This is a genomic window from Pseudomonas sp. SDO5591_S426 (assembly GCF_054070755.1).
This window is the reverse complement of sequence record NZ_JBSVXD010000069.1, coordinates 16,028-27,606: the sequence shown is the minus strand read 5'-3', so window position 1 is coordinate 27,606 and position 11,579 is coordinate 16,028. Positions and strand designations below refer to the sequence as shown.

Annotated in this window: 13 protein-coding genes; 6 read left to right on the top strand and 7 right to left on the bottom strand. The window is 57.6% G+C overall.

The window, feature by feature from the left end; genetic code table 11:
* Positions 1-47: 47 nt before the first annotated feature.
* Together ACW9JC_RS15600 and ACW9JC_RS15595 are read right to left on the bottom strand one after the other, a co-directional pair.
* Entirely contained in the window at positions 48-1,226 is a 1,179-nt protein-coding gene (locus tag ACW9JC_RS15600; protein WP_008055445.1) for a vWA domain-containing protein, read from the bottom strand.
* 12 nt (positions 1,227-1,238) lie between these two features.
* Positions 1,239-2,084, bottom strand: a complete 846-nt coding sequence (locus tag ACW9JC_RS15595) for an AAA family ATPase (protein WP_008015962.1) — start codon at positions 2,082-2,084, stop codon at positions 1,239-1,241.
* A 204-nt stretch (positions 2,085-2,288) separates the two neighbouring features.
* On the opposite strand from ACW9JC_RS15595, the gene ACW9JC_RS15590 reads away from it, so the two are divergent.
* Positions 2,289-2,519 (top strand): DUF4160 domain-containing protein, encoded by a 231-nt coding sequence (locus ACW9JC_RS15590; protein ID WP_457455882.1) that lies wholly within the window; start codon positions 2,289-2,291, stop codon positions 2,517-2,519.
* The gene (locus ACW9JC_RS15585; protein WP_457455880.1) at positions 2,507-3,007 is read left to right on the top strand and encodes a DUF2442 domain-containing protein; all 501 of its coding nucleotides are present in this window, start codon (positions 2,507-2,509) and stop codon (positions 3,005-3,007) included. The genes ACW9JC_RS15590 and ACW9JC_RS15585 overlap by 13 nt, the downstream gene beginning before the upstream one ends.
* On the opposite strand, the gene ACW9JC_RS15580 is transcribed toward ACW9JC_RS15585, so the two are convergent.
* On the bottom strand, positions 3,004-4,080 hold the full coding sequence (locus ACW9JC_RS15580; RefSeq protein WP_457455878.1) for a DUF748 domain-containing protein: 1,077 nt from the start codon (positions 4,078-4,080) through the stop codon (positions 3,004-3,006). The genes ACW9JC_RS15585 and ACW9JC_RS15580 overlap by 4 nt on opposite strands.
* Before the next feature lie 129 nt (positions 4,081-4,209).
* On the opposite strand from ACW9JC_RS15580, the gene cysK reads away from it, so the two are divergent.
* Complete coding sequence (gene cysK / locus ACW9JC_RS15575; protein ID WP_448106719.1) at positions 4,210-5,184, top strand: cysteine synthase A; 975 nt, start codon at positions 4,210-4,212, stop codon at positions 5,182-5,184.
* Positions 5,185-5,415: 231 nt separating this feature from the next.
* Positions 5,416-6,354, top strand: a complete 939-nt coding sequence (locus tag ACW9JC_RS15570) for an aspartyl/asparaginyl beta-hydroxylase domain-containing protein (RefSeq protein WP_448106720.1) — start codon at positions 5,416-5,418, stop codon at positions 6,352-6,354.
* A gap of 246 nt (positions 6,355-6,600) precedes the next feature.
* Here the strand turns inward: ACW9JC_RS15570 and ACW9JC_RS15565 are convergent, their stop codons facing one another.
* A complete protein-coding gene (locus tag ACW9JC_RS15565; RefSeq protein ID WP_457455876.1) occupies positions 6,601-7,146 on the bottom strand; it encodes a hypothetical protein in 546 nt (181 codons plus the stop codon).
* 189 nt (positions 7,147-7,335) lie between these two features.
* On the opposite strand from ACW9JC_RS15565, the gene ACW9JC_RS15560 reads away from it, so the two are divergent.
* Positions 7,336-7,500 carry a hypothetical protein gene (locus tag ACW9JC_RS15560; protein WP_457455874.1) on the top strand — a complete coding sequence of 55 codons (165 nt, stop codon included), beginning with the start codon at positions 7,336-7,338 and terminating at the stop codon, positions 7,498-7,500.
* Positions 7,501-7,593: 93 nt separating this feature from the next.
* Positions 7,594-8,457: a DMT family transporter gene (locus tag ACW9JC_RS15555; protein WP_338585258.1), complete on the top strand. Its 864-nt coding sequence runs from the start codon at positions 7,594-7,596 to the stop codon at positions 8,455-8,457.
* Between the two features lie 36 nt (positions 8,458-8,493).
* Here the strand turns inward: ACW9JC_RS15555 and ACW9JC_RS15550 are convergent, their stop codons facing one another.
* The 3 genes from ACW9JC_RS15550 to ACW9JC_RS15540 form a co-directional block, all read right to left on the bottom strand.
* Positions 8,494-9,435: a LysR family transcriptional regulator gene (locus tag ACW9JC_RS15550; RefSeq protein ID WP_448106722.1), complete on the bottom strand. Its 942-nt coding sequence runs from the start codon at positions 9,433-9,435 to the stop codon at positions 8,494-8,496.
* Positions 9,436-9,504: 69 nt separating this feature from the next.
* Positions 9,505-11,034: a tripartite tricarboxylate transporter permease gene (locus ACW9JC_RS15545; RefSeq protein ID WP_457455871.1), complete on the bottom strand. Its 1,530-nt coding sequence runs from the start codon at positions 11,032-11,034 to the stop codon at positions 9,505-9,507.
* Positions 11,031-11,564 carry a tripartite tricarboxylate transporter TctB family protein gene (locus tag ACW9JC_RS15540; protein WP_457455869.1) on the bottom strand — a complete coding sequence of 178 codons (534 nt, stop codon included), beginning with the start codon at positions 11,562-11,564 and terminating at the stop codon, positions 11,031-11,033. Before ACW9JC_RS15540 ends, ACW9JC_RS15545 begins: the two co-directional genes overlap by 4 nt.
* Positions 11,565-11,579: the final 15 nt, after the last annotated feature.

Here is an 11,579-nt window from a genome sequence, read left to right as displayed (position 1 = left end):
ATCTCTGTAGGAGCTGCCGCAGGCTGCGATCTTTTAGGGCGACATGTTTATTTGGAAAGAAACCGCATCCCTTCTTCCAACCCCCGCAAGGTCAGCGGATACATCTGGTCCTCGATCAAATCCCTCACGATATTGGTCGACGAGGTATAGCCCCACGTGTCCTTCGGATACGGGTTGATCCAGATGAGTTTCTTGTACTTCTCCTTGAACCGTTGCATCCACACGTAACCGGCTTCTTCGTTCCAGTGCTCGACGCTGCCGCCCGCCTGGGTGATTTCATAAGGCGCCATGGCGGCGTCACCGATGAAAATCACTTTGTAGTCGGCGCCGTACTTGTGCAGCAGGTCCATGGTCGAGGTGCGCTCGGAGGTGCGGCGCATGTTGTTCTTCCACACTGATTCATAAATGAAGTTGTGGAAGTAGAAGTACTCCAGATGCTTGAACTCGGTCTTGCAGGCCGAGAACAGCTCTTCGCAGATCTTCACGTGAGCATCCATCGAACCGCCAATGTCGAACAACAGCAACAGCTTGACGGTGTTGCGCCGCTCCGGCCGCATCTGAATATTCAGCAGCCCCGCATCCTTGGCGGTGTGGTCGATGGTGCCGTCGATGTCCAGTTCTTCCGCCGCACCCTGGCGAGCGAACTTGCGCAAGCGGCGCAGGGCGACCTTGATGTTGCGCGTGCCCAATTCGACCGAATCGTCGAGGTTCTTGTATTCGCGCTGGTCCCAGACCTTGACCGCTTTGCCCTGACGCTTGCCGGCATCGCCGACCCGAATGCCTTCCGGGTTGAAACCGCCGGAACCGAACGGGCTGGTGCCTCCGGTGCCGATCCATTTGTTGCCACCGGCATGGCGTTCCTTCTGTTCTTCCAGGCGTTTCTTGAATTCTTCGATCAGCTTGTCGAGGCCGCCCAGGGACTGGATCGCCGCGCGCTCTTCGTCGGTCAGCGAACGCTCGAACTCCTTGCGCAGCCAGTCTTCGGGAATTAACGCCTGAAGATGATCGTCGAGTTTTTCCAGACCGTTGAAATAGGCACCGAAGGCTCGGTCGAACTTGTCGAAATGCTTCTCGTCCTTCACCAGAATCGCCCGGGACAGGTAGTAAAACTCGTCCATGTCGGCGAAGGTCACGCGCTGTTTCAGCGCGTTGATCAGGTCCAGCAGTTCACGCACCGAGACCGGCACCTTAGCTGCGCGCATTTCATTGAACAGGTTGAGCAGCATGGCATCAGCCTCTTAGCGGGTGCCGCGACGGCTCATGAACGCCAGACGCTCCAGCAGTTGCACGTCCTGTTCGTTTTTCACCAACGCGCCGGCCAGCGGCGGGATGGCCTTGGTTGGATCGCGTTCACGCAGCACCGCTTCACCGATGTTGTCGGCCATCAGCAGCTTCAGCCAGTCCACCAGTTCGGAGGTCGATGGCTTCTTCTTCAGGCCCGGCACTTTGCGCACATCGAAGAACACGTCCAGCGCTTCGCTGACCAGGTCTTTCTTGATGTCCGGGTAGTGCACGTCGACAATCCGCTGCATCGTGGTGCGATCCGGGAAGGCGATGTAATGGAAGAAGCAGCGGCGCAGGAAGGCGTCCGGCAGCTCTTTCTCGTTGTTGGAGGTAATGATGATGATTGGGCGTTTCTTGGCCTTGATGGTCTCGTCGATCTCGTAAACGTAGAACTCCATCTTGTCGAGTTCTTGCAGCAGGTCGTTGGGGAACTCGATGTCGGCCTTGTCGATTTCGTCGATCAGCAGGATCACCCGCTCTTCGGACTCGAACGCTTCCCAGAGCTTGCCTTTTTTCAGGTAGTTGCGAACGTCGTGGACCTTTTCCGTGCCCAGCTGCGAATCGCGCAGGCGGCTGACCGCGTCGTACTCGTACAGGCCTTGATGGGCCTTGGTGGTGGATTTGATGTGCCAGGTAATCAGCTTGGCGCCAAAGGATTCGGCCAGTTGCTCGGCGAGCATGGTCTTGCCGGTCCCCGGTTCGCCCTTGACCAGCAACGGCCGCTCCAGGGTGATGGCGGCGTTGACCGCCAGCTTCAGGTCATCGGTGGCGACGTAGGCCTGGGTGCCTTCGAACTTCATCTGCTAATCCTCGAACGGTAACGCCGACCTGAACGAGGCAGGGCGGGGCGCAATAAAATGGTCAGCCCCGACTATAACGCGCTGCCCGGTCGACTGTGAACGCAGACGGCTTATTCAGTCTCTGAATGGAGCGTCACATCTTGACTCAGTCTCGGCGCGTGGCCAGTATTGAGCTATCGCCATATTGGCGATAGCTTGCGAGGCATGTCTACTAAGTACCGATTTCGAGATACGTATCGCATTCAGTTGCGGGAGAAGGATCATCCGCCGCCCCATGTTCATCTGACCGGTGGCGGGCTGGATGTCATGCTGAGCCTGGAAACCGTCGAGGTGATGATGGGCAAGGCGCCGCCGCTGATCATCAAGGAAGCGCTGGATTGGGTCAGGGCCCATCAGACGCAATTGCTGGAGGATTGGAAACAATGTTACCCATGAAGCGACCCAGGTTGTCGGCGGTGCAGGCATTGCCAGATTACCGACTGGCGCTGACCTTCATTGACGGCCAACAACTGACCCTTGATTTGAGCCATGACCTGCAAGCCTTTCCCGGGTTACAACCATTGCAGGGAAGCGCTTTCGAGGTCGCAGAGCTCGGTGATGATGGCTGGTGCGTCGAATGGCCCGAGGTGGATATCCAGATCGGCGCCGACACCTTGTATCTGGATGCACTCGCGCAAAACGCGTCCGACGAAAATACCCGGATCTTCATCGATTGGCGCGCTCGCACCGGCCTGCCACTGAATCAGGCCGCCGAGGCGTTGGGGGTCAGCACCCGCAGCATCACTCGCTACAGCAGCGGTCGGGAAGCTGTGCCGCGATCCTTGGCTCTGGCCTGTCTCGGCTGGGACTTTCTGCAACTGCAAGCGAACTCGCCAAGGGCAGCGGAAGAGACCGGGCGGTACACCGTCACGCGCAAACGTTAACCATCATCCGGTTTCGGCCGTTCATACCGCGCGTTGAACGCCTGAACGAAACCATTGCGCAAAATCTGCAAAAACGCTTCGAACGCGCTGATATTTTGCTGGTGGACGCTACCGCTGAGTTCAACCCGCGTGGCGAACTGGTTTTTACCCTGGTTTTTCAACACGGTTTCGGTGCCGCCGACGAGGGCTTCCCACACCGATCGGAACAAGCCCTTTTTCTCGTTTTGCACATCCTGCTGCCAGTTGAAGACATCCACATCGCGCAGCAGCGGTTTGATGTAGCCGGTGAGTCGACCCTTGTTGGCTTTGGCTTCGATCACCACGTCGCCGTGGCCGGCGTTGAAGTCGAATTTGCCGTAGGCCGAGGCGAAGTCGTTCATGCGTTTAAGCTCGATGTCCTTGGCCCGCAGACGAAATTCGAACTCTTCGAAATTGCTCAGCGGATCGAACGTCGCAGTGCTTTCCAGTGGCGCATGCCCCAGCAACATCGCCTTGCCTTCGAAACGGGCGTCGCGTTTGCCTTCGGTGTCGACGACGTTGGTCAGGTTGTAAATGCTTGCGTCGACCTGGGTGGCGTTCATGTTCACCGGTGGTTTCGAATTGAAATTGCGAAAGCTGATCTTGCCGTCATTTATCCGCACTTCGTTCAGGGTGATGGGCAGCAGTTTTCCCAATTGTGCACGCCAGTCGGTGCCCTGACCGGTTTGTGAGTTCTGTTTGTTCGCGCCGCCGTCGACGAAATTCACCTCGGGATTGATGAACTGGACTTCGGCCACAACCGCGTGGTCGTACCAGAGCGAATGCCAACTGACGGAAAGGTCGATCAACGGCGCATTGACGAACGGCACCGGTACCTTGCCATCGACCTTGACGATTTTCAGGCCATTGATTTTATAGGCGCCGCGCCACAGTGCCAGGTCCACATCGGTGATCTGGCCGCGGTAGTCGCCCATGTCCGCCAGCCTGTCATTGAGGTAGTCGCGCACCAGGTAGGGCAGGGCGAAGTGCAGGGCAATCAGCAGCACAACGAGGCCGGCGAAGGTCCACAGCGGCCAGCTGTAACGACGTTTCATAGTGGCAAATCTCTGGCGATCTAAAACCATTGACTGCGCTGGTAACCGGACGTTCGACCTGACTGGACGCCCAAGTGCAAGAGGCTTACCTTGATGCCCTATTTCAATGCTGTCGTTAAGGACCCAGCCATGAGCCGTATTTTCGCTGACAACGCCCATTCCATCGGCAATACACCGCTGGTGCAGATCAACCGCATCGCCCCGCGTGGTGTGACCATCCTGGCGAAGATCGAAGGGCGCAACCCCGGTTACTCGGTCAAGTGCCGTATCGGCGCGAACATGATCTGGGATGCCGAAAGCACCGGCAAACTCAAGCCAGGCATGACCATTGTCGAGCCCACCTCCGGCAATACCGGTATCGGCCTGGCCTTCGTCGCGGCCGCGCGGGGCTACAAACTGATGCTGACCATGCCTTCTTCCATGAGCATCGAGCGACGCAAGGTGCTCAAGGCGCTGGGCGCGGAACTGGTACTGACGGAACCGGCCAAGGGCATGAAGGGCGCGATCGAGAAAGCAGGCGAAATCGTTGCCAGCGATCCGTCCAAATATTTCATGCCGGCGCAATTCGATAACCCGGCCAACCCGGCCATCCACGAAAAAACCACCGGTCCGGAAATCTGGAACGATACGGACGGCGCAGTGGATGTTTTGGTGGCAGGCGTCGGAACTGGCGGAACCATTACCGGCGTCTCGCGGTATATCAAGAATACCCAAGGCAAACCGATCATCTCGGTGGCGGTGGAGCCGATCGTATCGCCGGTGATTACCCAAGCGCTGGCCGGCGAAGAGATCAAGCCGAGCCCGCACAAAATCCAGGGTATCGGTGCCGGTTTCGTGCCGAAGAACCTGGACCTGTCTATCGTTGATCGGGTGGAATTGGTCAGCGACGAAGAGTCCAAGGCCATGGCACTGCGTTTGATGCAGGAAGAAGGGATTCTATGCGGCATCTCCTGCGGTGCGGCGATGGCGGTGGCGGTGCGGCTGGCCGAGACACCGGAAATGCAGGGCAAGACCATCGTGGTGATCTTGCCGGATTCCGGTGAGCGTTACTTGTCGAGCATGTTGTTCAGCGACCTGTTTACGGAGCAGGAGAACCAGCAGTAACGGTCAGGTTTCGGGCGATGGTGGAGAAGGGCGTAAATGCCTTCCCCATCAGGGCTGATTCAGGTCAGCCCGCGTTCAGGCGCGTTGTGTTAACTAATGCGTTGTTGCGCAATCGTTAACACTGAATGTTGGTTTAGACGGGTTTTTCCCTTGGTTGGCAATGTTTATCATGCCAACAGCGACGTCGGGTAAATGGCGTTGTGCAACGTGTCTGTTACCAAGGAGCCGTAGATGACTTTATCCTTTGCCGCTAAGGCGTCGTTGTTGTTGCTGTTTCTCGGCAGCACCCTCTATGTGCATTTACGTGGCAAGGCCCGTTTGCCGGTTCTGCGTCAGTTCGTAAACCACTCTGCGCTATTTGCACCTTACAACGCCTTGATGTACATGTTTTCCAGCGTGCCCTCCAAGCCCTATCTGGACCGAAACAGATTCCCTGAGCTGGATGTGCTCAAGAACAACTGGGAAGCCATCCGCGACGAAGCGATGCACTTGTTCGACGAGGGCTACATCCGCGCCGCCGAAAAGAACAACGACGCCGGTTTCGGTTCGTTCTTCAAGAAAGGCTGGAAGCGTTTCTACCTCAAGTGGTACGACAAACCATTGCCATCGGCCGAGCTGCTATGCCCGAAGACCGTGGCACTGGTCAGCAGCATTCCCAACGTCAAAGGCGCCATGTTTGCGCTGCTTCCGGGCGGCAGCCACCTCAACCCGCACCGCGACCCGTTCGCCGGTTCCCTGCGCTATCACCTGGGCCTGTCGACCCCCAATTCCGATGATTGCCGCATTTTTGTCGACGGTCAGGTTTACGCCTGGCGCGATGGCGAAGATGTGATGTTCGACGAGACCTATGTGCACTGGGTCAAGAACGAAACCGACCAGACCCGGGTCATCCTGTTTTGTGACATCGAGCGACCGCTGAGCAATCGCCTGATGACGCGCATCAACCGTTCGATCAGTGCTTTTTTGGGCCGCGCCACCGCACCGCAAAACCTCGATGACGAGCGTGTTGGCGGAATCAATCAGGCGTATGCGTGGAGCAAGAACTCCAGCGACAAAATCAGTGGTGCCGTCAAACAGTGGAAGCGCCGTAATCCCAAGGCTTATCGCGTGCTGCGGCCGGTGTTGGCGGTGGTGGTGCTGGCGTTGTTGGGGTACTGGTTGTTTGGGTAATGTCAGCAATAAAAAACCGCTCCTTGGGAGCGGCTTTTTTGTGCGAATTTTAAGGGCGACCCGCGAGAAGGCTAGGTTCTTCGGCATCGGTTCCCGTTATGAGAACTTGTAGAAGGTTCCGCTGACTAGCTGTGAGTCCAGTAAATTTGCCCTTGTTTTCCGTAGGGCGCGATCCTTTACATAGCGGGAGCTTTTTAGAGGTTTTGCGCATTTTCCCTCCGTGTCTGATCATTAATTGAGCAGTCGTCAAGATACAAGGCTCTCCAGGGTTTTGACAAGCCGACCTTGTATATCAAAGTCAAAGCCAAGCTGTTGATAAATTGCAACCGCGCCTTCCTGCGGTTCCTGTACATTAATAAATCGACTTCCAATGAATTGCGCGTACTGCTCAATGACTAAAATCGCCAGTGTCGCAATACGGTTCTTCAAAGGATGTGCCTCCATCGGACGTCCTTCCAGTCGTACGATGCGGATTCGTTGTCGACTATTGTTTGGATTTGCAAAGCACATACCGCAGAGTTCGCCGTCAAACCAAATGGCAATATCCAAAGCCAACGGTTCTCGTGCTTTCCATCCAATGACTTCATTCCATGAAAAATGTGGATCTTCCCATTGCTCAAAAGCTTTCAGCGCTTGGGCGTCAATGGGTTCAAAACGCACCTTTGATAAATCGCGAGCGGTAGGGTCGGCCCGTCCCAGTTCGAGTGGTAGTTGAGCAATGCTGGCGTCAACGAGCTTTCTTGCCTGTGACCTGTACAACTGATATCGAAGATGAGTCCGTTCCCTCGGCATGTGATCTCTTGCATTCCATGTCTCCCTCGCCGTGCGTCGCAGTTAATCTCAATCCTAGACAGCACCCTCCCGCCTGTCGTTACTGGCCCTTTGACCAACTCATTGCAAACCATGTCGCCCACTGGTTATAGTCGGCGCACAGTGAGTTTCAGGACTCACTTTTTTATCCCCCAAATAAAGATCAGCCCAATGCCTGCATCCCACATCAACGCGGTAGTCGATTCAGCGGTCAACGCTAGCGTCGTGCCGTGCGGGAATCAGCAGCCGGGGCAGATCAGTCATTACCCCCCTCCTGTCAGTCGCACGCCGGTTTGCGCGGTGGTCTCGCCGCCGGGTGTTGGCGTTTCGGGCTGATCAGCATTTTCTGCTGAACCCCGCGCACACCTGAAAACAACTGAATTTCAGCTTCGGCTGAGTTGGCTTTTTGCCTGACTACAGGTGGTATTCATGTTTGTCCTTTCGAAAAAATCTGCGCTCGCGGCCGCATCCACGAGCCTTTTCGTCTTGCTGTGGAGCAGCGGGGCGATCTTCTCCAAATGGGGCCTGGCCCACGCATCACCCTTTGCGTTTCTGTTGTTTCGCTTCGTCATCGCCTTGTGCGGTCTGGTGCTGCTGGTGCCGTTGTTCAAACTGAAATTGCCCAAGGGCGGCAGGCCGATGCTGTATGCGATGGCCACGGGCGTGGTGTTGCTGGGGGCTTATCAGATTTTCTATCTGCTGGCGCTCGACCTCAAAGTGACGCCTGGGGTGATGGCGACGATCATGGGGGTGCAACCGATTCTCACCGTGGTGCTGATGGAGAGACAGCGTTCCTGGAGCCGGATGTTCGGCCTGTCACTGGGTTTGGCCGGGTTGATCATGGTGGTCTATCAGGGCATCGGCCTGGCCGGTATGTCGTTGGCCGGGATGCTTTTTGGTTTGCTGGCGCTGGCGAGCATGACGTTCGGCTCGATCATGCAAAAGCGCATCACCGACAATCCTCTCGGCACGCTGCCTGTGCAGTACCTCGCCGGGCTGTTGCTCTGCGGGATCTTCGTGCCGTTCCAGCCGTTTTACTTCGAGCACAGCGTCGGTTTTGTCGTACCGGTGCTGTGGATGGGGTTGGTGGTGTCGGTGTTGGCGACTTTGCTGCTGTATCGCTTGATTGCCCGTGGCAATCTGGTGAATGTCACCAGTCTGTTTTACCTCGTGCCTGCGGTGACAGCGGTGATGGACTACCTGTTTTTCGGCAACCGATTGGCGACGCTTAGCATGCTCGGCATGCTGTTGATCATCGTCGGTCTGGTGTTTGTATTCCGTAAAACGGCGTAAAGCGACAAAGGCCCGGAGCATGACTCCGGGCCTTTTTTATTTGCTCAGCGCATGCTCGGCCCGCACCGAGTTCATGAACGCCTGCATCGCCGAAGATTGAATGCGATGTCGGCGGGTGATCAAGCCATACGGTGGCAATCGAGCCTCGAACTTGATCGGCAACACCGCCAGCAGGTCACGCCCCGGATAATCCTCAACCACCGATACCGGCGTGACGCCGAGCATGTCGGTCTGCTGTATCAGCGAGAGCAAGGTCATGATCGATGTGGTTTCGACGATGCTGCTGGGGATGTCGACCCGCGCGTTGTGGAACACCTGATTGATGATCGCGCGCATAGGGCTCGGATGCTGTTGCAGCACCCAGGTCATATTCTGCAATTCGGCCCAGCTCAATTGCGTGGCTTTAGCCAACGGATGCTGTGCCCCTGCAATCACGCACAAAGCCTCTTCACCGAGACTGTCGAACAGCAGCTCTTCGGCACGGGCACCTGGAGGAATCCGCCCCAATACGATGTCCAGTTGATCCTGTAAAAGCGCCTGCACCAGCACGTCGCTGGTATCGACCTGAATGCTCATGGACAACCGTGGATGGCTTTGTTTCAAGGTCGCGATGGTGCGGGTCAGCAGGCCCGATGCGAGTGCCGGAATAGCGCCGACCGCGACCCGGCCAAGGTTGCCGGATTCAAGCGCCACCAGTTCTTCGCGCATGCCGCTGAGTTCGGCGAAGACCATGCGCGCGTAGTAGATGACGGTTTCCCCGAACGGGGTAGAGCGCATGCCACGGGGCAGGCGTTCGAAGAGTTCGACACCGAGCAAGTCCTCGGCTTCGTGCAGCATTTTGGTGGCGGCGGGTTGGGTCATGCCGATGTGATCGGCAGCGCGGCGCAGCGAGCCGAATTCCTGCAACGCCAGCATCAACCGCAGTTGGCGCAGACGCAGTCGACTGTGGATCACATTGGCAACAGGAATTCGGGTCATGGGCCGCGCTCGCAAGAAAGTCTGCGGCAAGCCTGACAACAAATGTCAGGCGTTGCCAGCATTGCTGTGTCACAGCATCGATTTTGCCTTGGCGACCTGGGATTTGCGCAGGCCCAACAGCGCGCTCAGCGCCTTGGAAATCAACGGCCAGAACAGCATCAGCAGCGCCGCAGTGGTCAGGCTGCCGACCAATGGGTTGGACCAGAAAATCCCCAGTTGCCCGTCCGAGAACAGCATCGACTGACGGAACGCATCTTCTGCTTTGTCGCCCAGCACCGCCGCCAACACCAGCGGCGCAATCGGGTAGCCGAGTTTCTTGAACAGATAACCCAGCGCACCGAAGCCCAGCATCAGCACCACGTCGAAAAACGAGTTGTGCACCGAGTACGCACCGATGGCGCACACCATGATGATGATCGGCGCAATGATAGAAAACGGAATGCGCAGGATCGAGGCGAACAGCGGCACGGTGGCCAACACCACGATCAGGCTCACCACGTTGCCCAAGTACATGCTGGCGATCAGGCCCCAGACAAAATCGTGCTGCTCGACGAACAGCGTCGGCCCAGGGTGCAGGCCCCAGATCATCAAGCCGCCAAGCATCACCGCAGCGGTGGCCGAACCTGGAATGCCCAGGGTCAGCATCGGCAGCAGAGCGCTGGTGCCGGCCGCGTGGTCGGCAGTTTCGGGGGCGATCACGCCTTCGATTTCGCCTTTGCCGAAGTTCTCGCGGTTCTTCGAGAAACGCCGCGCCAGGCTGTAGCTCATGAACGATGCCGCAGTCGGCCCGCCAGGCGTGATGCCCATCCAGCAACCGACCAGCGTGCTGCGCACAATCGTCCACCAGTAGCGCGGCAACTTGGCCCAGGTGCGCAAAATCACCATTGGTGTAATGCGCGCGTGTTCGCCACGGAACACCAGGCCTTCCTCCACGGTGCAGAGGATTTCACCGATGCCGAACAGGCCGATCACCGCCACTTCAAAACTGATGCCGGTCATCAGGATCGGTTGGTCGAAGGTCAGGCGCAGGTTGCCCGAAACAGTGTCCATACCGACCGCCGCCATGGCGAAACCGATCATCATCGCCACCACGGTTTTCAGCGGCGGGTTCTTGCTCATGCCGATGAAGGTGCAGAACGCCAACAGGTACACCGCGAAGAACTCCGGCGAACTGAACGACATGGCGAACGCGGCAATCTTCGTCGACAGGAATGTCAGCAACAATACGCCGCACAGGGCACCGATCAGCGCCGAGCTGAACGCGGCGGTCAGGGCTTCGGCGGCGCGGCCTTCGCGGGCCATCGGATAGCCGTCGAACGTGGTCGCCACCGATGAGGGTTCACCGGGTATGTTGAACAGGATCGAGGTGATCGAGCCACCGAACAGCGCGCCCCAATACATGCACGACAGCAGAATGATCGCCGACACCGGCGACATGGTGAACGTCAGTGGCAGCAGCAACGCCACGCCATTGGGGGCACCGAGGCCGGGCAGGACGCCGACCAGAATGCCCAGCAGCACGCCGATCACCATCAGGCCGATATGGCCCGGGGTCAGGATCAGGTTCATGCCTTGCAGCAGGGAATCGAATTCGCTCATTTGAAATTTCTCCCGGCCAGGGCAATCCAGTCGCCCATTGGGCCGGCATCCAGCGGCACCTTGAACCACAACGCGAAAATCAGGTAGCTGGCCAGCACCGCGCCGAGGGACACGCTGCCGATCATCAACTTGCCATAAGGCTTGGCGCGAACTTTGTCACGCCACATGAACCAGGCAATGAACGCCGCCGAAGCGATGTAAATGCCGGTGAACGGCATCGCCCCGACGAACAGCGCAATCGGCACGAACACCGACATCACTTGTTTGAAAGCACTGCGACTGACGAACGCGACGCTCATTACTTTCCAGCGCACCAGGGTCAGCACGCCATTGGCTACGCTCGCGGCGCTCAGCATCAGGCCGATGTAAAAGGGGAAGTAACCCGGCTCGGGGCCGGCATCACCCCAACCGATGCCTTGTTCGACGCTGCCGAACATCACCACGACGCCAATCAGGGTGGTGAACAACGCCAGGCCGAGTTCGACCCAACGGGTGCCGACCAGCGCCGGTGAATCCGAAGAATGGGACATGAAACACCTCCAGCA